The sequence below is a fragment of the Alkalihalobacterium alkalinitrilicum genome (assembly GCF_002019605.1).
In the GTDB taxonomy this organism is placed as follows: domain Bacteria; phylum Bacillota; class Bacilli; order Bacillales; family Bacillaceae_F; genus Alkalihalobacterium; species Alkalihalobacterium alkalinitrilicum.
The window spans coordinates 2,199,574-2,226,019 of the sequence record NZ_KV917368.1; the positions used below are offsets into that span (position 1 = coordinate 2,199,574).

Here is a 26,446-nt window from a genome sequence, read left to right on the forward strand (position 1 = left end):
ATATCAGGCATCTGTTCTGGTGCTGCTTGAAGGGCTTCAAGACGCCGCTTATACCCAGAGCTACGCTTGTCTATCTTGTCAGATATTCCGTTGATCTGGCTCTTTTTAGAACTTAATAAAGAAAAGTCAACTGGGATGAATGTGGCCCCATCTGACCAACCAAGAGTAAGCATTCGAAATCCTTTAAAGAAGCGCACTTTCTGAGAAGAGTGATCGTGACAACGCGCTAAGAGTTCTACTGATTTACTCCGATTGCGATCATAAGAAGAATCATCAAAAATAAGCACTTTTGGACGATTATGGTTCGTTAGCTTAGTTACCTTCCCAATTGTGTAAGCACTGAGATTAAGCAAAAACCTTCTCCATGCAAATGTAGACTGATTCAAGAAACGATAGACCGTATCTTTGGCAGGGAAATCGGTAGATTTTTTACTATCAAGGGTTCTAAACCAGTTCTTGTTTTCAAAGATCAAACAAAAAATCAATTTAAATAGGTAGGCACAAGAAAAGCCAAAAGACTTTGTAATACCAGCTTTTCTTAAATGTTTTAGTACCTTTAATTCTTTAAATGTGGATGTTAATTCATTTGGTAGTTGCTTATTTTGGTCATTATTCGCTATCATATAGGAGACACCTCTTCTGTATGGTTATGTGATTCTAGACAAATCAACTATACCAAACGTTGAGGTGTTTTTTTATGCATTTTTTTCCTGTCAATGACCATACTTCAACGGTTACTAGCCTTACAGCTAGTTAAACGAATCACATTTTTCTAGGTGCGAAAGTTGAGTTAATAATTTCTGCAATTAAAAAGCGAGTTAATATTAATGAAGCATATACTAAAAAGGAGGTCAACATCAATTGTCAACGCTCCTTTTACAAAGTTTATTGTAAACATTTAACTTTAATCCAAATAAATCTTCTAGTGCGGTATCCTTTTTATAGGTGCTTAGCTGTCCTTTTTCAAGTTTGTAAATAGTCCTTTTTCAACACCGACTATATGTTCCAACATCGCTTCATGAGCAGCTTGAGGATCTTTTGCCTTTATCGCTTCATAAATTAACCGATGATCTTCATACAATTGGTTCATTTTCTTTTGTTCTGAATATAACAGAAGCTTCCTAGCCTCTCTCATCGACTGATGCATAACGTCTGATACTTGGCTAACTAGTTTTGTTAACATTTCGTTCTTTGTAGCATTAACAATAGCTTTATGGAAATCAACATCAGCCTTTTCACCAATACTTCCATTTCCTTCTGCTTGTTTCATTTCTCGAAGAGTTTCTTCCATCATTTGTAAGTCTCCATCTGTTCGATTCACGGCTGCAAGTGAAGCGGCTCCTGTTTCAATTACTTTTCTAATTTCAAATAACTCTCGCATATCTTCCTTTTGCATGAGTTGAACTCCTGGAATAATATTCCCTATTAAGTCTATATCCACTTTATTAACAAAAGTTCCTTCACCTTGTCGCATTTCTATATAGCCCATAGCTTTTAAAGCGCTTAAAGCTTCTCGAATTGCAGACCGACCAACATTAAATTCTTCCGCTAATTGTTGAACAGAGGCAAGTCTCTCACCTGGCTTTACTTCGCCTTGCTTTATCATATCCAATAATTGTTCTGCAACAATTTCATAGATTTTTTTCGGCTTTACTTCTCGTATTGCCACAAAATTCCACCTTCTTCACTGTCTTATCTCCTAATCGTTATATATCTAATTTATTATAGAGGCGATGTTAACGCTTTTGGATAAGTAAATATGAATAAATTGTACCGATAATCTATTGAATTAGCAACAATTATAAGTAATAGATGACTTTTAATAAATTATAATATTAACCCTTCTAACGCAAGTAAAACATTGTTCGACCAAATTTCAGAAAAAGACGATAACGGAAGTGGATTGGTTCCCACTCCCACTTCAATCGTAAACCCTGGACGTCCTGTTTCTTGAATAAACCAGTCTTTATATCCTCCATCACTTTCAGCAGTGTGTACAGGTACGTATGAACTTACAAGCGAAAGTCTCTCTACCATCGCTTTGCTTTCGGGGGGTTCATACCCTCGGTATCCCCAATAGATTACTTGACCTTGTGAATGAAAGGCAAATACATGCGAAAAATCATGTAAACATGAAAATTGATAAACTGCTCTTGCTTCAGGTTCTGTTAGTGGGGCAGTACCACTATAATGCCGCGACCATGGTTGTTGTGGACTCTCGTCTGCTTCTATATCCCACCCAGCTGGCCACTGGTGATTTAAATCTACTCCTCTTATATTGCTCGACCAATGGTTAAATTCACGACAACCTTTATTTATTGTGAGTACCTCTTTGTACATTGGATGCTCGGGGTAAATACCTTGTTGGACTAATTCGACACCGTCTGGATTTACTAATGGCACTATATATAAAGTGACTTGTTGAAAGAGTTTTTCGAGATCATATCCGTGCCACCTTTGCTTTTTCTTCATATGCAATAACAACTCTTTAATAAACGTAATTAAAAATTTACTCGTTAACCATTCATTAGCATGCCATCCACCAGAATAAAATATTTTCTTTTTACCCGTTCCAATTTGAAAACTAACGATTGGGTGAGATAAAACAGATTGACCTATTTGTTCAATTGAGACAATTTGACGATAGTTTTGATACATAAATTGGATATCAGCTTCTAAATCGACTGGTCCATATTCACATAAACACTGAAAAGGTGAACATGATACCGCTGTTTCTGTGTTCACTTCTGGAATCTCCAACCTATCCCCAGGATAAATATATGATGTTTCATCGTTTACTTGGCGATTAAATAATAGTAAATCAAACGGACGAATTCCAAATTTTAAAGCTATTTTTCTAATCGTATCCCCTTTTTGAACAGTGTATGTTCTCATAATTCCCCTCCTTATTTTTAACTTATGAACCTATTTGCAAAATAGAAGAATTCATTTGACAGAAACATGGCAATATGATAAATTATCAAACAATTAGAACTGTTATAATAAAGTGGAATTCCAGTTGATGCGGGATACAAAACGATGAAGAAGAAATGTCAGCCAATTCAGTAGTCCATTTCTTTCAGCACTTCTGATTTGATACTCTGAAACAACTTCAAATATTAGGAGAGTTCGGAAAATCTGTTATCTTTAGAGAACTGTTCTCCTAAAGCATATTCAGAAATGAGTGTGTAAATGAGGGTGGCACCACGGAACAAACCTCCTGTCCACACGACGTTTCGTCGTGTGGACAGGAGGTTTGTTAATTTACCGCTTTCAGCATAATGTTTATTGAATGATACCACTCGTTGTAAAAAAAACGGAAAATCATTTGTTGATTAGGCTTATAAACTTCTAAAAAGTCAAATTTATTAAAGCCTTTTATATTAAAGAATGAAATAAGGAGAGTGGAGAGATGATACATCAGGTTGTCGTAGAACCAATTGATAAGAAAGGGAGTCCACCTATGTACAATATCCTAGTTTCAGATGCTATGAGTAAGGAAGGCCTACTTCCGCTACTAGAAAGTGAACAAGTGAATTGCATACAAAAAAATGTGACTGAAGTACAACAGGAACTGCATACGTTTGATGCTATACTCGTCCGAAGTGCTACAACGGTTACAGCCGAATTAATTGAAAAGATGCCAAACTTAAAAATCATTGCTCGTGCTGGTGTAGGTGTTGACAATATTGACATTGAAGCCGCAACGAAAGCAGGGATCGTTGTTGTTAATGCTCCAGATGGCAATACCATTTCAACAGCTGAACATACATTTTCGATGATCTGTGCCCTTGCTAGAAAAATCCCTCAAGCGAATCAATCCATTAAATTAGGTGAATGGAATCGAAAGGCCTTCCAAGGAACGGAATTACGTGGAAAGACTCTAGGGATCGTAGGCTTCGGGCGCATTGGTTCACAACTAGCCAAACGTGCAAAAGCATTTGAAATGCAACCACTCGTCTTTGATCCATTCTTAACAAAAGCTCGTGCTGAAAAACTTGGTGTCGTTCCTGCCACACTAGAGGAAGTGTTAGAAAAAGCTGATATCATCACGGTGCATACTCCTTTAACAAAAGACACAAAAGGGATTCTCGGTATGGAAAATATCGGTAAAACTAAAAGAGGGGTTTATTTAATTAATTGTGCCCGTGGTGGAATTATTGATGAAGTTGCTCTAAAGCATTATCTAGAAAATGGGCATGTTGCCGGAGCTGCTCTTGATGTATTCGAAGAAGAACCCGCTATAGACAATGCATTAATTGAACTAGACAATGTCATCGCTACACCCCATATTGCAGCATCCACGAAGGAAGCTCAATTAAATGTGGCAGCACAAGTTTCAGAAGAAGTTCTTCTTTTCTTAGAAGGAAACCCTGTAAGTAACTCTATTAACCTTCCAACTCTATCTAAAGAGGTCTATGGTAAAATTAAACCTTACTATGAATTAACGAAAACGATGGGGAATATTTTATCTCAATGTATGAAAACACCAGTACAAGAAATCGAAGTATTCTACGGTGGTGAAGTAACAAACCTCGAAACATCGATTACAACTAGAAGTTTAATGGCTGGTTTCCTATCAGCTCGTGTCGATGCATCAGTAAACGATGTGAATGCGTCATTAATTGCAAAAGAGCGTGGCATTGTATTCGGTGAAAAGTTTTTAAATAATGCTTATGGATATGCGAATATCATTCATGCGATTGTTCACGGTGAGAATCGCACATTTGAAATTAAAGGAACCTATGTGAAAGAATATGGTCCACGAATTGTAAGTATCAATGGATTTATTGTTGACTTCTTCCCTGCTGGCCACCTCATTTACATCCAACACAATGACCGTCCAGGTGTAATCGGAAAAATGGGGCAAATGCTAGCGGAATATGAACTTAATATTGCAACAATGCAGGTTGGTCGTAAAGAAATAGGCGGTGAAGCAATTATGATGGTAGCTATTGATAAAGCAGTGACTGACGACGTGCTGAGCGCTGTCCGTTCAATTGAGGAGATTACTTTAGCTGATAAGATTGAACTTTAATAAAAACAGAAAATATAAATCTAGAGGCTGACAAAAGTGGTGATCCACCTTTCTTCAGCCTCATCTCTTCAATTCGTTACTTGTAACACATCTCCAGGGTATATTATATCACTATTCAATTCATTCTTTCCTTTAATAGTTGCAATTGAAATTTCGTATTCACTTGCGATTCGATGGAGGGTTTCACCTGGTTGGACGACATGAATTAACTCATTAACCTGTGAAAAAAAGTCTAAATTTTGATCCACATGTATGAGCTCATCTTCTAAGTCATTCCACTCTTTGAGGTGTTCAACAGTTACATCATGTTTCTGAGCTAAGCTCCATAATGTATCCCCTTTTTCGACCGTGATCGTTAATTTCATATCTTGGCTATTCATTTTTCTATTTGGTGCCTTTTTAGTCTTTACTGAATCCAAATATGTAAAATTCTCTTTGACTTCTTCATTTTCTTCTAACAACTGATACCTTGCTGATAAAACTGTTTGGAATTCCTCTTGTTGTCTTTTTTCGTCATCTTCTTTTGCAACCAATGAATTTTGTTCATCTTTCAATACGAGTAGAGGGTCAATGGAATTAGTTTTACTAATGTTCCATTCACCGACATGAACTTCAAAATGCAAGTGATTACCTGAAGAACGTCCAGTATTGCCTACTGTACCAATCACTTGTCCTTTTTCAACCCGCTCACCTTCACTGACGAATCTTTCATGCAAATGAGCGTATACTGTTTCTAATTTATTATCATGGCTAACAAAAATTACGTTTCCATAAGAGTCTGAATAATAAGATTTAGTAATCGTCCCCTCTTTTATAGAAACAATTGGGGTTCCTTCTGGGGCTGCAATATCTATTCCGTAATGTCGTCCCCCTCTTGTCCCATAATGATCAGATAGATCACCTGTTGTTGGCCAAATGAGTGAATTTATTAAGTCTTCTTCTATTGTTTTTGCATATGTAGTTGCGGCTCCTACAAAAAGGATACTAATGAAGACTGCAATAGCAACCACAATTAATATCCGTTTAACATAATCTAACATGTTTGCCTCCTCTATTTTCTTAGAATGTGTGCCCTAAAAGATGACACACAATGTTATACTATGGAAGCTTGGTCCATTTTATTACAATAATTTTATTCAATCGCGCCTGAGTGGATAATTTCAACTTCAAAATTGAATTCTACATTGATATCCTTATACAATTCTTCCCATTTTTCAGGATCCCAATTCCTCGTTCGGCTTCGGTATTGTTCTCCAAGTCCAAGTGGATCAATATTTAAAGTCTTAAACTTTTCTATTAATTCTTCAGCTGTTTTCAGTTTAACTTCTTCCATTTCCTTTTCTAGCCGATCTATAAAACCAGGATCTTCAACATTAATCCGTTTGGAGCTGTCGGTAATCTCTCCTTTTACGTTAACATGATAGATAAAAGTAGGAGCTTCGCCTCTATTTTCAAGTGTAATTCTGTAAGATGATGTTATATTTTCTACACTAACAACTAACCCTTCTCCTTCATGGGTAAGTAAATGCTGCTGGGTACCGTGTTGTCCTCTCACTGTTAAATACCTTAAAACATATGATTCTTTTAAATTTATACTCGCGACATATTTGTCATGGTTAAACAATGCCGTACCAATTACCTTTAATTCATCTTCTGCTTTAACAAGCGGTAAATAGGCATCTCTACCATCATTGTACATACTGTATAAAAATAAATGTAAATTAGAAGGAGGGATTGCCCGCTGTTGAACGTGTTCAATTAAATCTGGAATAAATACTCCAATTCGATCTTCATTTTCGTTAGCTACATTAAAAATTTCTTTTGCGTTTCCATCAGAAACGGCTAATTGAACACGGTTAGGGACATCGGGATTTCTATATAAAGCATCCGCAAGATGTTCTATTCCTTCTTCTGCAATAGAATTACTAAAAATAAACACACGAGACTGACCTAATCTGATTGGACGTTGACTTTTCATATTAATGGCTTCTAGTGCACCATTGGTCGTCCTTCCCTTGGCTGACAGATGTTGGGAAAATAATGCACTTTCTTCTCCTTGTTCAACAAAGTTGGGAAAGGCAACACTTACTTCCTTTTCTTTGTCTTCTGTTTGATCATAAGCTACCCCGTGAACTAAAGATAATTCTTCAATGATATTCGTTTCAATGCAGCCAGATAGGGTGAAAGTGCAAAACAGGAAAATGATAAATAGCCATTTACATTGTTTCATTTTGACTTTTCCTCACTTTATTCGTAAGTTGCTGGATAATAAATAGTAAAGGAATATATACAAATACGATACCAAATCCAATATACGAGTAATATTCGTTTAAAAGGTTTACTTCATCTCGTGATACAAACAAACTTGTGGTTACCGCTAAAATAAGTAATACAGGAATTAGGACCTTTTTTTGTTGGACTTTAAAGACCTCTTTACAGGCTCGTGTCGCTGCCCAGATTGCTAAAGCAATGTTAGGAGCTACAATAATCATCCATAGAGAAATACTTATATATTCAAATCTTTCAATAAACGGAAGCTCTACAATTTTATATAATGTTAGAGTTGCCCATATGGTACGGCTTAATTGTTCTTCACTATAGAAAACTAAACTGATAATCATAATGAATAAATAAATAACTGTCGTATACAATGCACCTAGCTGTGCCCACTTTAGTGAGCTTTCCTTATTTTTTAAAAAGGGAAAGTACATCAATAATAATTCAAATCCTAAAAACGATAAGGTTGTATCTCTTGCTCCGATTAGCATTTCTCCAATAGTTTGCCTCCAAATCGGTAGTAAGTTAATAAAATTTGCAAATTCTAGCGGTAAAATTAACAGCAGAAATAACGGTATTGGTATAAATACACTAATAACAGCTAATCCAACTACTGCACGAAATCCACCATTTATTAAATACCAAAGTAGCAAAACTGCAACAAGACTAAAAACCCATGTTGGAATTTCAGTAAAAATCCATACTTGAATGACTTCAATATATGTTCGGAGTACAACAATAGCCAGTCCTAAAAAATAAAGAATTAATAAAACACTTAGAAATCCACCAAGCCATTTGCCAAACAATTGCTGATGAACAAAGACGATATCTCCACCACTTGGACTTAAAATCTTATAAATCATCCAGATTAAAATGTGAACAACTATTCCTCCTATTATTACTGCAATCCACGCATCAAACCCTGCCGTTTTAACGATGATACGTTGAAAGCCAAGAACGCCTACCCCAATTTGCATCGCATGAATAGTAAAAAATACTAAATAGGAGGAAATTTGAAAGTTCTCTTTTATTTTAGGATATGTCATCAGTTTCACCACTTCCATCCTTGAAGACTTTTACTCGTCAATGTCTTTTGTTTTCTTCACTCTTGAAGGATTAAAACGTTTCGTATCTCTAGGTCTCATTAAAACTGGCCGAGAAGAAAAGAATGTAAATGGCAACCGAAAAAATGCATCTTTCCAGTCTTTTATTCGTAATGGATAGACCGGCTCTAAATATGGTCTGCCTAACGATGTTAGCCTAACAAGGTGGGCAATCGTAAAAAGTAAACAAATGACGATACCAATTCCTCCTAATATCGCTGCCGCAATCATAATAGGAAAACGAATAATTCGAATTGTATTACCCATTTGATATACCGGTGTTGTAAACGAAGCTAACGCAGAAAGGGCCACGATAATGAGTAGTATATTACTTGTTAACCCTGCCTCTACTGATGCTTGTCCGATAACAATACCACCAACAATACCAATCGTTTGACCTACTTTTGTCGGCAGCCTTGCTCCTGCCTCACGTAACAGCTCAATCGTAAACTCTAAGAAAAGAGCTTCGATGATCGGTGGAAACGGAATATTACTGCGAGATGAGATTATGGTTGCTAACAAATCTTTCGGAATTAGCTCATAATGAAAAGTCAGTACGGCAATATAAATTGGTGCGGCAAGGACAGAAAATGATACCGCAAAGAAACGCAGAATACGAACAAATGAGGCAATATGCCACGGTAAATAATAATCCTCTAATGAAGAGAAGAACTCAATAAGTGTTGTCGGTCCAAAGAACGCTTCTGGAGAACCCGAACTCAACACAACGACTTTTCCTTCTGTTAAAGCAGCAGATACTCGATCTGGTCTTTCTGTATTTACATAAACTGGAAAAATCGAAAATGAACTATCAGATACCATTTGATTTAGCATCGAACTATCAAGAATTTGATCAAACTCAATATCCTCGATTCTTTGGACCATCGTTTTTACATTTTCTTGGTCGGCAATGCCCTCAATAAATAAAACGACGACCTTTGACTTTGTAATTTTTCCGACTTCTATTTCTTTGATCTGTAAATTAGGTAAAGGAAGTCGCTTACGAATTAAATTAATATTAGTATCAAGTGATTCAATAAACGATTCTTGTGGCCCCGTTACTGTAAACTCGATTTCAGGCATTCCGACATCACGTTCAAAATTAACACTTGCCTCTATGAGCAGACACTCTTCTTTGTCTGCTACGAGTTGCAAGAGGATATTCCCCTGTAACACTTTATTCTTAATTTCTCTCGTATCACTTGTAATCGTGACTTCTTCAATTGGAATTTTTTCTTTAAGAACTTCTATTCCTTCCGTTATATACTTATTAACATAAGGAAGCACGTCTTTGTGGAGCCTGTCAGGATCTACTAGTGATGAAAAGAACATCAATTTATACGGTACTGGTGAATTATAATGTTCATATGCATTAAAGTCAGTCGACTTTTGAAATACGTTTAGTACGGAAGTAATGGTTTCTTGCTGTCCTTGATTACTATGCATTTGTTTCACAAGCCATTTTAATAACATAGTCAACTTCTCCTAGCTTCTATTACTTCAGTTTCGTCTTAGTATAAGAAAACAGTGGAAATGTTATGCAATTATAGGATACATATAGAATGAGCTTAATCATAATCCCTATACATACGTAAAAAAGCTGCCCATTTCCCCTCATCTCCTTCATATAATAGGAGCTTGAAGTATTTAATGGACAACTTCTTTGCACTTGTAATATCTATACACACTTTTCTTTAAGTAGTGTTAATTTTAATCATTGATTATTGAATGGAAGCAACCAATTGCTCCTTATTTTGCGATGAAAACACTTCGACTGTTATTTTTCCAGAATTTAAAGAAACATGTGTTTTTAAGATGACAGGGAAGTTATATGGGTTAGAAAAAACGAAATCTGGACCACCCCAAGATACTGTTGCATCTCGATTAGCAGGAACATAACCAATCTCTCTTGAATGACTATACCTTTCGACGACTTGTAAACCAGCAGCATCAATCGCATTAAATAATGTTGAGGATGTTTGACAAATCCCCCCACCAATGCCCATAACAAATTCTTTATTGACGATTTCTTTTGCTTCTCTATATCCTCGTTCCACGGTTCGTTGTCCTACCACTTTATTAAAAGAGAATTCATCCCCTGGTCCTAGAACATAATGTTGGATTGAGTCAGCAGATAGCTTAATATTAACAGAACGTCCTTCTACACTTGGATTAAAATGAGTAGAATAAGTCCCAATATTAACATCTAGTATTCCAATTAATTGTTCCTCTGATACTGTAGGTTTCTTTTCATAGATTGGGAGTATTAGTTCTTGATCATGCACATCTAGTTCTTGAATTTTAGAAACAAGTTCTTTCTCAGATAAAATTACTTGTTTTTGCCCAGGTATAATTTTCCCATCTGGAGAAATAGTTGGATTGCGCATCGGTTGATCAATATTTCGAGCTAGTTTAGCTGCGAATTGAGCTAACAAGTCCTCATCTAACCCTTCTGAATTAGAAAAATAACCATATTCATTTAATACAATAACTTCTTCTTCATCCGTTCGCTCATCAATTAATACAACTTCCCACTTCACTGGTTTCTTATAATTTTCTATTTCATTATGAACGAGCCCATGATTTCTCGAACTCTTTTCTTCTTCAGCTGCAACCATTGAAGAAAAACAAAATGAAAAACTTATAATAACAACAATAAAGACCCAGAGCTTTTTCAACCCTACTCCCCCTTTTGTATCGTTTCCACTCGTTAATTTATGATGGAAATTTATAGAAATGAACAAAATAATAAAAATTTTTTCTTCTACCTATAAGACGTATCTTACCACTAAACGGTTTCAATATTTCAAAATTTCCCAATAAAAAAACACGTCAAATTTCGACGTGTTTTGCAGTAGTTATTTACCTTTTCGTTTTCCTTCACGAAATACGATAGCACTTCGCTCATATTCCACATCTTTAACTCCCATTCGATGGTTAACAACTCGAGCAATTGCGAAGAAGTAGTCAGATAAGCGATTTAAGTATTTTAAGACGACAGGATTTGTTTCTGAGTCTCGTTGTAACCGTGAAACATACCGCTCGGCACGACGAGTTACTGTTCTGCACACATGAAGAGTAGCAGCTGCAGGAGAACCACCAGGCAGGATAAATCGCTCAAGTTCAGGTGCTTCCTTAATGTATTCATCAATTCGTTCCTCTAAAAAAGTAACCATCTCTATATTCGCTTTATAAGGACGATCTTCAGTTGCTTTAAGCATCGCTAAATCCCCACCACAATCAAACAATTCATGCTGTATTTTGACAAGCTCATTCAATATATCTTGAAAGATTTCTGGATGAAGTTGCGTAATTGCCTGCCCTACAAAACAGTTCACTTCATCTGTCGTTCCATAGGCAACCACTCGCGTATCATCTTTTGTTAACCTCCCTCCAATAACACTCGTCTTTCCTTCATCTCCTGTACGTGTGTATAAACGCATTTTACATTCCCCCAATTATTTTAATTGTTCAGAAATCCCATACCATATACGGTAAACTTTATTAGCCTGTGTTACAATATCCTGATAACACCAACCAACTAAATCACGCCATAGGCGGTCGTCCTTTTGAATAGGCACAATACCTTTTCCAATATCATTGCCTACTAGGACTATTGTTCGGCCACTACGCTCTCTTTCCCATTCGACCCAGTGATCTAATAAAAGATTAAATTTGGCACGACCATCTTCAAATAAAAAAAATCGTTTAAGAACCGTGTCCATGCCAAAAATGACACACACTTGTCGATTCGGCAACTGTGTAAGTTCATTCACTGAAACATCTTCTTCATACCCATTATAACAAACAAATTCGTCGATATGGTCTATTTTATAGTGTGAATAAACCCAGCTTCGTTTTCCATTAAAGGCGCCTCCTGTAACAAATTCCAACGCTCACCCCTCCTCATTTGCTCTCCATCTGTAACAAGTGAATACCCTTGACCATAACCAATATTCCAATCCCAAAACCCTTTGTTTGTAGAAGAGCATTGAGAAAGAATGAAGCGAATCGGTCCTCCATGACTCAAGATCACTATATGCTTTAGTTGTTGTTCTAGCGCATACACAACCACTTTGTTCCATCCTTCCAAAACCCTTTCTTGAAACTGTATATAAGCTTCTCCATTAGGAGGGGTAACTACAGTTTGATTTTCCAACCATTTTTTATATAGAAGGTCGTCTTTAAGTTCCTCATATGTTTTGCCTTCCCAACAGCCAAAGTCGAATTCTCTTAAACTTTTACTTTGTTTAATATGTACGTTAGGAAAAAGAGTTTTCGCAGTATCTACACACCTCATTAAATCGCTAGAAATAATAACTTCTGGAGCTAAGTATGAATAGTTTTCTTTTGTTGATTGAAGTAAATGATATCCTTTTTGGTTCAATGGAACATCTGTCCATCCTAAATATCGTTTTTGTTCGTTATATTCTGTTAAGCCATGCCGTAATAGAGTAATAGTGATGCGAAGAGCCATAAGATGACTTCTCCTCCTTCTACTAATGTACCGAGTGTATCCCCCGTAATACCACCAAACTGTTTTCTAAAAAATGAAAAACTTACGAGTAAAATAAGGATTGAAATAATCATTAATCCTAGTGCTATCAAAAAGTAGGTAGACAATAATAAAAATATGAAAGCTAAGATTAGCACTCCCCAAAAATAAAAACTTAATTGAGTTTGCGGCATTAAATTTTGTTGAACAGAATATGCCATCCCTTCTTCTCGTGCTGGTTTACCAAACATTAAGGCACCAGCCATAAGCCAGCGCGAAAAAAATGGTATAAATAAGATATAAAACCAATACTGATCAGCCATTTCTAGCACTTGGAAAATAAAGAGATACTTTCCTATGAGGAGAAAAAATAATGAAATTACAGCAAAGGCGCCCACTCGTGAATCTTTCATGATGGTTAATTTTCGTTCTTTGCCCTGGCGTGAAAAAATACCATCACTTACATCCATCCATCCATCAAGATGTAGCCCACCCGTTAAAGCAACAATAAGAAGTAGCAAAAAAAAACTACTAATTGTTGTTGGGAGCATGAGCCACTCAATCATGAATAGAGAACACACTGTTGCGACACAACCAACGATTAAACCTACTAGGGGATATAAAGAGACAGAAGTAGATGCGGTTTTCTTCGTCCACGGAACTTCCTTTTTAATCGGGATGGTCGTCAGCAGTTGCAACGCTAATATTAGCCCATCTAATTTGCCAACTTTCTCATGATTATTCATTTTCTCTCTTCCAACTTTCAATCAAGTCAATGACATAGTCCAAATCTAAATACATTTCAACATGATCGGCCAGTCTATCATATGCTAAATCTCTTACTTCTTGTAGTTTTAGTACTTTTCCTTGCTGAAGCCCCTTTTTTACGCGAAGTTGGTTAAGCCATGCTGTTCGCCATTCATCATTATGAAATACATGATGAAAATACGTACCGATCACTTGCCCATTATTTATACAAATTCCTTCTGTTCTTTCCTCAATTTCCAGAAAAGGTTCAATACGTTTATCAGTGGAAACCGTGCTCCCTAAATGAATTTCAAAACCTACTATTTCTTCTTTACATTGCCAATGTGAGGATACAAGTTTTCCTTTAGAGCGTATCGTTATTTTTTTCTCGTTAAAATGTGTTTTTAAAGGAGCAATTTTTAAACCTTCTATTGTTTGCCCAATAATACCTGTATCTGTGCCCGCTTCGTCTATTAGTTTTTCTCCTAGCATTTGATATCCGCCACACAGCCCTATAATCGTTCCACCTGCTTGAACATATTGAGATAAGACAATATCTAATCCCGTTTCTTTTAAAAACGTTAAGTCATGAAATGTACTTTTCGTTCCTGGGATAATGACGGCATCTGGTTTCCCAAAATCACGTTTGTCCTTTACGAAACGTAAATAAACATCTTTCTCCTCTGTTAAAGGTTCAAGATCCGTATAATTCGAAACATAAGGTAAAGCAATGACCGCAATATCTATGTCATTTTCTTCTCGCCCACCCCTTTTAATAAGGTTGTTTTGAATGGAAAGAGAATCTTCCCCTTCAATTGATATATGGTCATAATATGGAATAACCCCGACCACTTTTATTCCTGTGTACTCTTCAAGCCAAGAAACACCATCCGTAAATAAGCTAATATCCCCTCGAAACTTATTAATGATGATACCTTTGACACGTTTTCGTTGTTCTTCTGAAAGCAGCTGAATAGTACCAATGACACTCGCAAACACACCGCCTCTTTCTATATCAGCGATTAATATAACAGGAACATCGGCTAACTCGGCAACTTTCATATTGACGAGTTCACGGTCGTTTAAATTAATTTCCACAGGGCTACCTGCACCTTCAATGACCACATAATCATAGTTATTTTCAAGCTCAGTTAATGCTTGTTGAATAGCTCGAATTCCTTTTTCATAAAACAATTCACGGTAATTTCGACCAGAGAATGTCGTATACACTTCCCCAAATAATACTACTTCAGAGTCCATCGAACTACGCGGTTTTAATAAAATTGGATTCATATAAACATTTGCTTGCGTATGAGCAGCTTCAGCTTGGACACCTTGGGCTCTACCAATTTCTTTCCCGTCAATAGTAACATAGGAGTTATTAGACATATTTTGTGATTTGAAAGGAGCCACTCTTTTATTTTTACGAGCAAGTATTCGACAGATACCTGTAACAATTACACTTTTTCCAACGTCTGAGCCTGTTCCTTGAAACATAATTCCTTTCATTCATACGCCACCTCCTTTTTAATAAGTGGAAGACCAGCTTCTACTAAATAAGCTTGATCACATAATGCCACAATTTTTTGATGAAGCTGACCGATTAACTTCATATAAGCGATTGTACTTTCATCGTTTGGAATAATATCTTCAAACAATTCATTAGTCACAACAATTACAGGAATAGGAAGCCGTTGCAGCGCCTCAAAAGTCCGAAAAAAGCGGTTCAATAATTGTTGTCTGAATGATAGGTCCTTCCATCGCTCGACTCCCTTTTCGATTCCACTAAAGAATTCTTCTGTGACTAGACCTGTTAAACAATCAAGGACCACAACATCATTTTTTTGAAAATGAACGGCTAACTCTTCAATATGAGTGTTTTTTTCATGAGTCACATATACTTTACCCCTCATTTGACGTTCTTCAATATGGCGCTGAATTCTTGCTTCCATTTCCGCATCTGTTCGTCTACTCGTCGCTATATAATGAATTACACCATTTTCAAGGACTTGCTTTTCAGCTATTTCCAAGGCAAAAGAACTTTTTCCGCTTCGAACTCCTCCTGTCATAAAAATGATCATGGCCGCTGTGACCACCTCTCTAATACTGAAAGTAGTAGATCATTATCTTGTCGAGTCTTAATGGCTAAACGAATGTACTTACCTTCAAGACCTAAAAAGTTATACGTATGGCGTGGAATGACACCGTTTCGAATAAGAAAAGTAATTAACGGTGTTAAATCTTCATTGGTTCCTTTTGGCTTTAATAAATAAAAATTTACTACTGAAGGCGAGACTTCATAACCAATATCGCTTAAGAGTTTAAACATCCTCTTTCTTTCTTCCCGGATAAAAGTTTTAGTGTCAATCGCATGTTCCTCATCACTTATACAATCTAGCCCTACTTGTTGAGCCATCCCATTTACACTCCATGGCTGCTGAAACTTTTTCAATTCACTAACGAATTCCTTACGGGCAACGACATACCCTAACCTAAGCGATGGGATCGCATACATCTTCGTTAACGATCTTAAAACAACTAAATTATGAAACTCTTCTATGTATGGAATAACACTTACATTTTCAGTACAAAAATCGTAAAATGCTTCATCTATGATGACGGTTACATTTTTCTCTCTTGCTCTACTAAAAACTTGGATGAGAGTAGATCGTTCTATCGTTGTCCCCGTAGGATTATTAGGATGACAAAGAAAGAGAATATCCACCCCATTTATTGCTTCAAGGAGGCTTTCCACCTGAATATCCCAACTACTTTCTTGCAATAGTTGATAACGAATAATCTCACAATCATAGGTGAGACACGCATCTCGATATTCTGAAAATGTTGGTTCAACAATGAGGACTCGTTTCTTACGAAAATAGTTCGCAATTAATAAAATAAGCTCTGCCGCACCATTTCCAACTATCAATTGATCAATTGATACATTAAGATCATTGGCTAGCTTCTCTCGTAATTGAGAAGCATGAGGGTCAGGGTAGGTTGTAATTGCTTCAATATATTGATTCCAGCGGTCGCGAACAACTCGAGGTACACCTAAGGGATTTACATTTTCACTAAAATCAATTGCATGTTCGGGCAGCTGTAATCCCATAGCTTGAACAAAGTAATGTGGATTTGCTCCATGACTAGGTAACGACATACAAAATACCTCCAATTATCCAAAGCACCAATAAGAAGAAAATAATAGTAACTTCCATGATCTTAATCGATTGCTTAATATGTTTAGCTGAAATAGACATCATGGGAATCCCCATTTTTGCGCGATCAGATATCATACCTTTGTATTGATTTCGTCCACCAAGCTGTATTCCGAGTAAACTAGCTACAGCTGCTTCACCCCAGCCACTATTTGGACTCGGATGTTTTCTCGCATCTGTCCATAGAATTTGATAGCATTTAGCTTTTTTTTGCTTAGAAAAACTTGGATTAAAAGTAATCATTAGTAGTCCTGTTAACCTACTCGGAATTAGATTTAACACATCATCAAATTTAGCTGACGCCCAACCAAAATCCTTATATTTCTCACTTTTATAACCAACCATTGAGTCACATGTATTCACAGCCCTATAGAGCATTGCAAGAGGTGCACCACCGATTAGTGCAAAAAAAAGGGGAGCGGTTACGCCGTCACTTGTATTTTCCGCTACTGTTTCTACTGTTCCTCTAATAACTTCAGCTTCTGATAAATGTTCCGTATCTCTTCCTACGATATACGAGAGCTTTAGGCGTGCTTTTTCCATCTCATTTAATTCTAGTGGTTTCAATACTTCTTCAGCAGCTTCTTTTAAACTACGAGCGGCAATCGTAAACGAAATAATAATTGCTTCTAGTAATATACCTACAGCAGGATGAATAGTATAGGCTAGTATTATAGGAACAAGAGTAAGACAAAATACAGTCATACAAATTATAATTAGAAAGATGCTTCCTCGTAGTTTTTTTTGCTTTCCTACGTTAAGTTTTACATCCAAAAATGCAATTAACTTACCAATACCTACTACTGGGTGGGGAATATGCCTCGGATCCCCAACCATTCGATCGATTAGCACAGCTAAGGAAAGTGCAATTAAATGGTTTACAAGAATCATTCAATTTTCCTTCTTTCTTTATTTCTCTTAACCGCTTCATTCGTTGCTTCATATACCGCTCGGGCAATCGTTTTGCCTATGGGGGTGATCGTCCCCGCATACGGATGTTCCACACCAGTTTGTGAAGCTGCTACCATGATACTATCTGTAGATGTTCCCGTAGCAAGCGTATTTGTTTGTGGATCTATAATATTTTCATCAAAAAGAGCCTTAGCTTTTGCTTCAGTTGCCGTCATTACAGCTTGAACAAAAGCTGCATCCGATAAATTACCTTCTATAAAAATCCACGTATTAATTGTTCCTACCGTTTGTAGAACATTCTCCTGCAAATAAGCCTTTGAAGCATCAACTGCATTCGAAACACCTGCGGTTACAACAACGAAAACAGTAAATGCTTCGTTCGTGTATGTTTTAAAAGAAGCGTCTTCTAAGATTGCAGCGGTCATCATCCCAACTGTACCTTCAAAATCAACATTATGATTTCTTAAATATTGTTTATACTCATCTTCTACACAATCACAATTATAATCTTTATGGACATGTCGATTAAAAAAAGTTGTATTCCAACTAAATCCCGCACCAATTACTGCTGAAGAAAAGGTCTTTAAATGAATAGGGCTCGTTACTTTAATAAATTCTTCTGTTTTTTCAAGTTCGAAACGATTTATTAGCGATCGCTCAGTTTCTAGTGACTGTTTCGGTTGTAGTGTAATTAACGGACTTGGTACAGACGGATGTTCTCTTCGTCCCACTTTCGCTTGGTAGACATCCTGTAACTTTTTTTCATCCATAACATGAGCAGGGCTATCAAGTGAGCAAACCTTACCTTCATCTAGTAATAAAATACGGTCACAATATAAACTTGCCATGTTTAAATCATGTAAAATGGCAATTACGGTTAAGCCTTTTTCACGAGACCAAAGTTTTAAAGAGTCTAATAAACTCATTTGATAAGAAATATCTAGATGATTAGTAGGTTCATCTAATAGTAATATGTGTGGTTCTTGTGCTAGTGCACGAGCGAGCATCACTCGTTGACGTTCCCCACCACTCAATGAATGAAGTGGTAAATCTCTAAATTGAACCACTCCTGTTAACTTCATCGCTTCTTCAACGATTTGTTTGTCTTTGTTACTAGAAACTTGAAACCAACCTTTTTGGTGGGCATAGCGGCCGAGTTGAACGATTTCTTCAACAGTATAAGAAAAGGACGTATCCGATTGTTGAGGTAAAACGGCCATCCACCTAGCTAACTCTTTTGCTGAGTATGTCGTAATACTTTTATCTTGAAGAAAAATATCACCAGATTGTAAAGGAAGTAAACCACTGATCATTTTTAGAAGGGTTGTTTTACCACTCCCATTCGGACCTAGTATCCCAAATATTTCGCCCTTTTCTACAGAAAACGAAACATCATTAATAATATTAACATTCCCATATCCGCCTTTAACGTCTGTTACTTGTAAAATCATCACCTTCACTCCATCCATGCAGATTATAATCTATGACGTTGTCGGATTAAGATCATCGCAAAGACAGGGCCTCCGACAAGAGCAGTTATGACTCCAATAGGTAATTCTGTTGGGGAAATGATTGTACGAGCGACTAAGTCCGTTAAGATAAGGAATCCTCCTCCAATCAAAACGGAAAGAGGTAATAAATGTCGGTGATCTGGTCCCCATATGAGTCTAGTTAAATGTGGTATCACTAAGCCGACAAATCCAATCGTTCCCGAAACAGCTACAGCCGACCCTGTTAATAATGCAGCTCCGAGTAAAATCAATATTTTACGCGATTGTACGTTGACACCAAGATGTTTAGCGGTTTCTTCACCGAACGCTAATGCATTGAGCTCTCTTGCATTAAGAAGTAGAATGATTAATCCTGCTAAAAAGAATGGAGAAATTAAATATACATAGCTCCAGCCCCTCATCGAGACACTTCCCATTAACCAGCCAATTATTTGTCTAAGCTCTTCTCCTGTTAAGGCAATCATTAAAGAAATCATCGACCCAAGAAAAGAACTTAAAATAATTCCAACTAATATGACCGTATGTGCTGCCATCGAACGATTAAGAGCTTTTGCAAAAAATATAACTACAAATAATGTAAAAAAACCAGAAACTATACTGACGACTGGTAACGTGTAAGCACCTAAGTAAGGTATTGTAATCCCAAAAAATAATACCGCTACTGCTCCAACTGCAGACCCAGATGAAACTCCTAGTGTATATGGATCAGCCAACGGATTTTTTAAGAAGCCTTGGAAAGCAGCCCCTGCTAAGGCAAGGGCACCTCCAACAAACATGGCTAATAAAACACGTGGAAAACGTATTTCCATTACAATATTTACATACATCGGATCAACTTCTGTTGCAATAGGTAACCCAATCCATTCTCTTCCTAACACCGTAAGAACTTCAACGAATGAAATAGGGACACTACCTAAAGCAATACCTGAGACGATAGATATAAATAAAAACGCAAAACAAATAATATATGCGAGTGTTATATTAGTTTTCGAAAACATCTGGGTAAATAAGTTTTGCAAGTTTTTCGACCCCTTCAATTAAGCGAGGACCAGGACGTTCTACAATATTCGCTTCAACGTTATAAACTCTTTCGTTTTTAACCGCTTCTACTTCAGTCCAAGCAGTACGAGCCAAAACATCTTCTACTGCATTCTCCATTCCTTCTACGTGTCCATAAGTCGTAATAATGACATCAGGATTTAAAACAACAGCATCTTCTTCAGTAAACATCGGCCATCCATCTTGATTACCTGCTGCGTTTTTCGCATTGATCATTTCTAACATTTCATGCATAAATGTTCCTTTTCCTGTTGTATACATGTCTGGAGCTGGCCAAATTTCAACCCAAACTGTAGCCTGATCAGCTTCATCTATTTCACTAGCTTTTGTTTGAATTGCCGTAATTCTATCTTGCATTGATATAATCACATTTTCAGCTTCTTCGGCATTTCCTAATGCATTACCAACCATCTGGATAGAGTCATATAATTCGTCAAAAGATGAAGCATTTTTCACGACCAATACGGTCACACCCGCGTTACGAATTTGATCTAATCCTTCTTCACTATTCATTGCATTGGCTAACACTAAATCCGGGTTGGATGCAATAATCTTTTCAACATTGAACTCCATTCCACCGATGGACTCAATTTCTTTCACTTCTTCAGGAAAATCATCATTATCAGTAACCGCAATTAGTCGATCAAAACCATCTAAAGCATAAACAATTTCTGTATTACTTGGAACGAGTGAAATTAACGATTGTGGCTCTTCCTCGATTATTACTTCTGTTCCTGTTGCATCTGTAATTGTAATTGGAAACGCTGTAGCTTCCCCACTACCAGTTGTTTGGTCTTCTGTTTCCTCAGATGGTGTTTCTTCTGTTTGTGGCTCTTCTTGATTATCTGTACCACATGCTGTCATTAATCCTACAATGAGTATTGAGGCAACTAACCACATATACCATTTTTTCAAACTCTCCAACCCCTTTTTCGATATCTTTTTAGTATTCAATGAATGAATTTAGAAAAGGAAAATATGTACAAAAATAAAAACTCTCCTTCATCGGAGAGTTTAGGTTACAGTTTAATAGATCTCCTGTTAACACTTAAATGACTACTTACATTCGAATAAGTGTCGTTCTCGTTTGAACAATCAGGTCACTCTATATTACAAGAGTATGATCTTATCACACTGCTCCCCTTTTCCACGAAGGTTACACAATCCTTTAAGGCAGGTCTCCTGACTTGTACTTTAGGTGGTTCCTTCACCTTCCCATCTTTTTATTATAGACAGTGGTATACTGAAGGAATTTAGTACTTACAGTGGCGGGACCGTGTTGGATTTGCACCAACTTCCCTTTTCACACTCACGTGAGTGACCTTAAAGTTTACAATATATTCAATTCATTGAGATACGACTCCATTATACAAAATAAAAGATTATTCGTCTATATAAAGTGAAACTTTATTCAGTGGGGGTTTTCCTTTATCCCCCACTGAATATTAGTTGAACCAATCGGGTTGTTACTGAGGCCCACAGGATGTGGGTCACACAGACGTTGCAACAGGACGTGGCGACCTTAGTCTGTGTTCAATCGTCTCCCACTTATCCTTTATTGATTCCTCAAAGTCTTGAAGTGGGAGTCTTAGCGCCCAGTTAAACGGGATAAAACTTATACGCTCGTTTTTAGGTTAACAGTTTTTGCAAACTGCCTACCAAACTCTTTACACTCTTCTTCTTCGCCGTCTGGACTAAGCTCAATTTTAAGACCTTGTTGAGCAACTACACCGTTTCTTTCTTCTACCATCGCTTCTAATAAATCAACGGCTCCACAAAAGATTTCGTACGCTGTATCCCCTGATCCAAAAACGGCAAATTGTTTATCCGAAAGATCTAATGTTGCCATTTCATCATACAAATCTAGGAACTCATCTGGAAGTTCTCCATCTCCCCAAGTATAAGCACCTAACACGATTGCATTAAAAGCATTTAGCATATCTGGATCACAATCAATTACATCGATTTTCGTTACATTTACCTTTTCTTCCTTTAGACCTTCTTCTATTAAGTCAGCAATCGCTTCTGTATTCCCTGACATACTAGCATAAACAAGTAAAACGTCCTTCATTTTTCATTTCCCCTTCCAAATTTTATGTAAGTTATTCTCTTTTGGTTGCTTTTTAGACTCTTTTGAAAGTATATTAAAATGCTCACTTGGCTACGGTCCAAAAAACAAATCTTTACAACTGATTAGAAAATGGTCTTAATGTAAAACCTGTTTCAAATTACTGTTTCGGTTAGTTGCTTGTTCGTGTATTTGATTTGAATGTATTGTTTCATAATGACCAGCAACGACATAATGTTGATTATGATTTGCAATTCTCCAACCGTGACCTCTTACTTTATTGCAAGGAACGACAATGTTATTTTCTATATGAATCCGTGAAACTGTCGCATACCCGTCTTTACCTTGTGATGAGGTAACATAAATAAATCCATTATCTTCAGTGACATCTAAAAAACTTGCTTGACTTTCCACTTGCTCAAACTCATTCCAGAAATAATCATTATTTTTACTCAAAAGACTACAATATTCAATCTTTCCTTTTGTCCCTTTACACGAGCCGCCTGCTACTAATAAATAATTTTCATATACAATTATGGAAGAAACCATAGAATTCATTTCCTTTTTCACCCATGACATTTTTAGGCTACTTAAATCCAGTTTCCATATTCCTCCATAAGTACGATGAATTTTCGTACCAATGAAAAGGAAATTGTTTAATAAACATAATGAACGAACGGATGGTTGATTATCTTTCAATCTTACAAACGGCTGAACCTGGCACCATGTATCACCAAAATCATAAGAAAAAAATAAGCAATTGTTACCGTGAGTAATGACTATACCTCTAGAATTACCAACTACACTCCAAATCGTTGTTGTAGTTGGTAAGAACTTATGCTCCCATGTTTTCCCTCCGTCCCAACTTTTTAGAAAAACACCTTTTTCCCCGACCGCATACAAAATTGAACAAACTTTTATTAGCTTTACGATACGAAAAGGGAATGGAAAAAGACTGGTTAAGCGATTTCCAACCAAACGATAAACCCCTTCCCTTTCGATGGCCACTATGTATTCTCCATTTTGATCCTTACAAACAGCTGTACCACCTCGGAAAGTGTTTTTCATTGTGTTCACAATCAATTCCTCCACCATAGTTAATAATGAAAATCATTTTCAATAACTATAATAAATGATAATGATTTTCATTGTCAATATATATTCAAAAAAAAAAAGTCCTATAGACAATCAAGATCAGTTATCGAGGAGAAAATATAAAATACACACAAAATAGAGGTGCAAATCACATGATGATTAGCACCTCTATTTTTATTGATACCTTTTATAATATTACAACAATTGTCATATCACTCTTATTAAAAAGCGTACAAGCAAAGGTGTAGCGGACTCAGTACTGATTTGTGTAAAAAACAGTGATTTCTTCGGTCTGATGTAATTAGTAGATCATTTACTAATTATTAGCACTCTTCTCTCCTTAAACCGAGGCTGTTAGCCATATCGACTTCTCCTCTTAGTGACAATTGTTCCTTATGAAACAAGATTTTTCGTTACTTTTCATCTTATTCTTCTGTTTTTCGAGGAATTTGAAACGTAAATGTCGTGCCTTCATTCACTTTACTATGAACTGATATTTCTCCACCGTGAGCTTCAACAATATTTTTTGCTATCGCTAAGCCAAGCCCAGTTCCTGACCTCCCACGAGTTCTTGCTTTATCCGCTTTGTAAAACCGTTCAAACACAAACGGTAAATCTTCTTCTGGAATTCCTGAACCACTATCTTGGATATCAAAACGCAAATAGTTTTCATAAGGTTGAACCTTTAATAGAACCGTCCCACCTTTATTCGTATGGCGAATGGCATTATGAATTAAGTTTGTTAACACTTGTTCCACACGATCTGGATCTAGCTCTGCTGTTTTAACAAAATCAGCAATTTCTCCAGACAAAGCGATTCCTTGTTCTTTTGCTAAACCTTGGAACTTACGAATAATCTTTTCTGACAATTCTTTTGCGTTAACCATTTGTACGTGTAATTCAATATGACCCGCTTCCATTCTTGCTAAATCAAGTAGCTCATTTACAAGTCGTCCCATTCTTAATGATTCATCATAAATAATTTGAGCAATTTCTTTTTTCTCTTCATCCGTTTGAGCAATGTCATCAATAATCGCTTCACTATATCCTTGTAGCATCGAAATTGGCGTTCTTAATTCGTGAGAAACATTGGCAATAAAATCTTTACGAAGCTTATCTAATCTTCTTTCTTCCGTTATGTCGCGAATCACTGCAACAGCCCCACGTACGAACGTTTTATCGTAAAGTGGCGAAAGTATTATAGCCCAGCTTCTCCCTTGGATATCAATTTCCATCGCTTGTTCTTTCTCTATCGCAACTACTTGTTGGAATAGCTTTTTTATCGATTTTGGTAAATCTTCCGCTTTTCCATCTAAGCCTTGGTCATAATACCAAGCTTGTAAAAATCGTTCAGCAGGTGGATTTGTAACAACAATTGTTCCTTTTCTGTCAATCGTTATTACTCCATCCGCCATACTACTCAAAATTCTAGATAGTTGCTCTTTTTCTTGATTTAATGCAACATAATTTCGATTTAGCTCACGTCCCATTCGATTAAATGCTATCGCAAGCTGACCGATTTCATCATGCGTTAGTATCGGTACCTTCGTATCAAACTTCCCTTCGGCCACTTCCATCGATGCTAGACGCATCTTTCTTAAAGGGGCAGTTACTCTCGATGAAAGAAAAAATGCAAAAATTGTCGTTAGTACGATGGCGATACCTGCAGAAAAATAAATAATTCTTTTTGTTTCTCCTGTCGTTTCCTCAAGTGCTGAAAGAGATTGATATAAAAACACAGCCCCATTTTCATTCGTCATTTGAACAGGTCTACCAACAATCATTACTTCAGTATGCACTTCAACCCCGTTTGAATAAAAAGGAAAATCCCCTTGACTTACGACTTGCTCACCTTGTTCAAACACTTGTGAAAGGATTTCATCTTCATAGAATATTTCAACGGGCAAGTCCACATTCACAGTATCATTCGCAGAGTACCAATGATTTTCGTCTTCACTAATAATGACTACCTTTGTTTCATAGGACTCAGCAATTTTTGAAATCGTTGATAAAGCGGTTTCTTCACTTTCATACTCTTCAATAATGGTCGCTACCATTCTAGCATGGTTCATCAACTGAGATTCGGCTTCATTCACATGGAACTTTTCAAAATATTGAAGAAGCATTACCATCAACACAGACAATACGACAGAAACGAGTGCTAATATCGTAAACCAAAGCTTACCAACAACACTTCGCCAAAGCATTACCCTTTCACTGCCTCGAATTTATAACCGACACCCCACACCGTGGATATCATACTCGCTGCTTGAGGAGAAACTCGATTTAATTTTTCACGTAACCGTTTTACATGAGTATCAACCGTTCTTAAGTCACCAAAGAAATCATAATTCCACACATCTTTTAATAACTGTTCCCGCGAGAACACCTTATCTGGTGACAACGCTAAATAATGTAGTAATTCATACTCTTTCGGTGTCAAATTAATTTCTGTGCCTTCAACTGTAACACGGTGTGCATCATTATCAATCGTCAAGTGTGAAAAAACTAGGATATCTTTTGATCCCGTATCCGTTTGCAAAAATTTCGTTGAAGAAGAACGACGTAGTAGCGCTTTCACACGAAGGACTACTTCTCTTGGACTAAACGGTTTCACAATATAGTCGTCAGTCCCTACTTCAAACCCTTGAACACGGTTCGCCTCTTCTCCTTTTGCTGTAAGCATGATAATCGGTGTTGCTTTTGTTTTTCGTAGTTCCTGACAAACTTCAATTCCGTCTATTCCAGGCATCATAATATCTAATAGGATTAAATCATAATCTTCATTTAATGCCATTTCTAAAGCAATCTCGCCATTCTCAGCATCTTCTACTTGATAATTTTCCCTTTCTAAGTACATCTTCAATAAACGACGAATACGCTCTTCATCATCAACAACTAAAACCTTTGCTTCAAAATCCAT

At 36.7% G+C, this 26,446-nt stretch carries 24 protein-coding genes and 1 riboswitch; of the genes, 1 reads left to right on the forward strand and 23 read right to left on the reverse strand.

The features are described from left to right. The 3 genes from BK574_RS10230 to BK574_RS10240 form a co-directional block, all read right to left on the reverse strand. Positions 1 to 623 (reverse strand): transposase (locus BK574_RS10230; protein WP_142248068.1); only part of this gene is annotated, 623 nt, incomplete at its 3' end. 326 nt (positions 624 to 949) lie between these two features. Beyond that, on the reverse strand, positions 950 to 1,669 hold the full coding sequence (locus BK574_RS10235; RefSeq protein WP_078428530.1) for a FadR/GntR family transcriptional regulator: 720 nt from the start codon (positions 1,667 to 1,669) through the stop codon (positions 950 to 952). Between the two features lie 158 nt (positions 1,670 to 1,827). Next, entirely contained in the window at positions 1,828 to 2,895 is a 1,068-nt protein-coding gene (locus BK574_RS10240) for a M14 family metallopeptidase (protein WP_078428531.1), read from the reverse strand. 568 nt (positions 2,896 to 3,463) lie between these two features. Between BK574_RS10240 and serA the strand changes: the two genes are divergently transcribed. After that, entirely contained in the window at positions 3,464 to 5,038 is a 1,575-nt protein-coding gene (gene serA, locus BK574_RS10245; protein ID WP_078430830.1) for a phosphoglycerate dehydrogenase, read from the forward strand. 68 nt (positions 5,039 to 5,106) lie between these two features. On the opposite strand, the gene BK574_RS10250 is transcribed toward serA, so the two are convergent. From BK574_RS10250 to BK574_RS10345, 20 genes are all read right to left on the reverse strand, one after another. Beyond that, entirely contained in the window at positions 5,107 to 6,078 is a 972-nt protein-coding gene (locus BK574_RS10250; RefSeq protein WP_078428532.1) for a peptidoglycan DD-metalloendopeptidase family protein, read from the reverse strand. A gap of 92 nt (positions 6,079 to 6,170) precedes the next feature. Continuing rightward, positions 6,171 to 7,268 carry a Ger(x)C family spore germination protein gene (locus BK574_RS10255; RefSeq protein WP_078428533.1) on the reverse strand — a complete coding sequence of 366 codons (1,098 nt, stop codon included), beginning with the start codon at positions 7,266 to 7,268 and terminating at the stop codon, positions 6,171 to 6,173. Beyond that, a complete protein-coding gene (locus tag BK574_RS10260; protein WP_078428534.1) occupies positions 7,255 to 8,361 on the reverse strand; it encodes a GerAB/ArcD/ProY family transporter in 1,107 nt (368 codons plus the stop codon). The genes BK574_RS10255 and BK574_RS10260 overlap by 14 nt, the downstream gene beginning before the upstream one ends. Positions 8,362 to 8,391: 30 nt before the next feature. Beyond that, positions 8,392 to 9,891, reverse strand: a complete 1,500-nt coding sequence (locus BK574_RS10265) for a spore germination protein (RefSeq protein ID WP_078428535.1) — start codon at positions 9,889 to 9,891, stop codon at positions 8,392 to 8,394. A gap of 248 nt (positions 9,892 to 10,139) precedes the next feature. Further along, positions 10,140 to 11,096 (reverse strand): VanW family protein, encoded by a 957-nt coding sequence (locus BK574_RS10270; protein WP_238457998.1) that lies wholly within the window; start codon positions 11,094 to 11,096, stop codon positions 10,140 to 10,142. A 180-nt stretch (positions 11,097 to 11,276) separates the two neighbouring features. Further along, positions 11,277 to 11,861 (reverse strand): cob(I)yrinic acid a,c-diamide adenosyltransferase, encoded by a 585-nt coding sequence (locus BK574_RS10275; protein WP_078428536.1) that lies wholly within the window; start codon positions 11,859 to 11,861, stop codon positions 11,277 to 11,279. Between the two features lie 15 nt (positions 11,862 to 11,876). Beyond that, positions 11,877 to 12,311, reverse strand: coding sequence for a bifunctional adenosylcobinamide kinase/adenosylcobinamide-phosphate guanylyltransferase (locus tag BK574_RS10280; protein ID WP_078428537.1), 435 nt, complete (start codon positions 12,309 to 12,311; stop codon positions 11,877 to 11,879). Then, complete coding sequence (locus BK574_RS10285) at positions 12,245 to 12,895, reverse strand: histidine phosphatase family protein (RefSeq protein WP_078428538.1); 651 nt, start codon at positions 12,893 to 12,895, stop codon at positions 12,245 to 12,247. Before BK574_RS10285 ends, BK574_RS10280 begins: the two co-directional genes overlap by 67 nt. Continuing rightward, a complete protein-coding gene (cobS, locus tag BK574_RS10290; protein ID WP_078428539.1) occupies positions 12,853 to 13,659 on the reverse strand; it encodes an adenosylcobinamide-GDP ribazoletransferase in 807 nt (268 codons plus the stop codon). Before cobS ends, BK574_RS10285 begins: the two co-directional genes overlap by 43 nt. Beyond that, a complete protein-coding gene (locus BK574_RS10295; protein ID WP_078428540.1) occupies positions 13,652 to 15,169 on the reverse strand; it encodes a cobyric acid synthase in 1,518 nt (505 codons plus the stop codon). Before BK574_RS10295 ends, cobS begins: the two co-directional genes overlap by 8 nt. Beyond that, complete coding sequence (locus BK574_RS10300) at positions 15,166 to 15,741, reverse strand: bifunctional adenosylcobinamide kinase/adenosylcobinamide-phosphate guanylyltransferase (protein ID WP_078428541.1); 576 nt, start codon at positions 15,739 to 15,741, stop codon at positions 15,166 to 15,168. Before BK574_RS10300 ends, BK574_RS10295 begins: the two co-directional genes overlap by 4 nt. After that, on the reverse strand, positions 15,738 to 16,820 hold the full coding sequence (gene cobD, locus BK574_RS10305; RefSeq protein ID WP_078428542.1) for a threonine-phosphate decarboxylase CobD: 1,083 nt from the start codon (positions 16,818 to 16,820) through the stop codon (positions 15,738 to 15,740). Before cobD ends, BK574_RS10300 begins: the two co-directional genes overlap by 4 nt. Beyond that, positions 16,807 to 17,769: an adenosylcobinamide-phosphate synthase CbiB gene (gene cbiB / locus BK574_RS10310; protein ID WP_238457999.1), complete on the reverse strand. Its 963-nt coding sequence runs from the start codon at positions 17,767 to 17,769 to the stop codon at positions 16,807 to 16,809. Before cbiB ends, cobD begins: the two co-directional genes overlap by 14 nt. Next, positions 17,766 to 19,241 (reverse strand): heme ABC transporter ATP-binding protein, encoded by a 1,476-nt coding sequence (locus BK574_RS10315; RefSeq protein WP_142247939.1) that lies wholly within the window; start codon positions 19,239 to 19,241, stop codon positions 17,766 to 17,768. The genes cbiB and BK574_RS10315 overlap by 4 nt, the downstream gene beginning before the upstream one ends. 23 nt (positions 19,242 to 19,264) lie before the next feature. After that, complete coding sequence (locus BK574_RS10320; RefSeq protein WP_142248069.1) at positions 19,265 to 20,299, reverse strand: FecCD family ABC transporter permease; 1,035 nt, start codon at positions 20,297 to 20,299, stop codon at positions 19,265 to 19,267. Next, positions 20,283 to 21,275: an ABC transporter substrate-binding protein gene (locus BK574_RS10325; protein ID WP_078428544.1), complete on the reverse strand. Its 993-nt coding sequence runs from the start codon at positions 21,273 to 21,275 to the stop codon at positions 20,283 to 20,285. Before BK574_RS10325 ends, BK574_RS10320 begins: the two co-directional genes overlap by 17 nt. A 240-nt stretch (positions 21,276 to 21,515) precedes the next feature. After that, a riboswitch (cobalamin riboswitch) is annotated at positions 21,516 to 21,701 on the reverse strand. 274 nt (positions 21,702 to 21,975) lie between these two features. Continuing rightward, positions 21,976 to 22,431, reverse strand: a complete 456-nt coding sequence (locus BK574_RS10330) for a flavodoxin (protein WP_078428545.1) — start codon at positions 22,429 to 22,431, stop codon at positions 21,976 to 21,978. A 135-nt stretch (positions 22,432 to 22,566) separates the two neighbouring features. Then, positions 22,567 to 23,505 (reverse strand): WD40/YVTN/BNR-like repeat-containing protein, encoded by a 939-nt coding sequence (locus BK574_RS10335; protein WP_078428546.1) that lies wholly within the window; start codon positions 23,503 to 23,505, stop codon positions 22,567 to 22,569. Between the two features lie 443 nt (positions 23,506 to 23,948). Beyond that, positions 23,949 to 25,730 (reverse strand): ATP-binding protein, encoded by a 1,782-nt coding sequence (locus tag BK574_RS10340; RefSeq protein WP_078428547.1) that lies wholly within the window; start codon positions 25,728 to 25,730, stop codon positions 23,949 to 23,951. Further along, a complete protein-coding gene (locus tag BK574_RS10345) occupies positions 25,730 to 26,446 on the reverse strand; it encodes a response regulator transcription factor (protein WP_075384834.1) in 717 nt (238 codons plus the stop codon). Before BK574_RS10345 ends, BK574_RS10340 begins: the two co-directional genes overlap by 1 nt.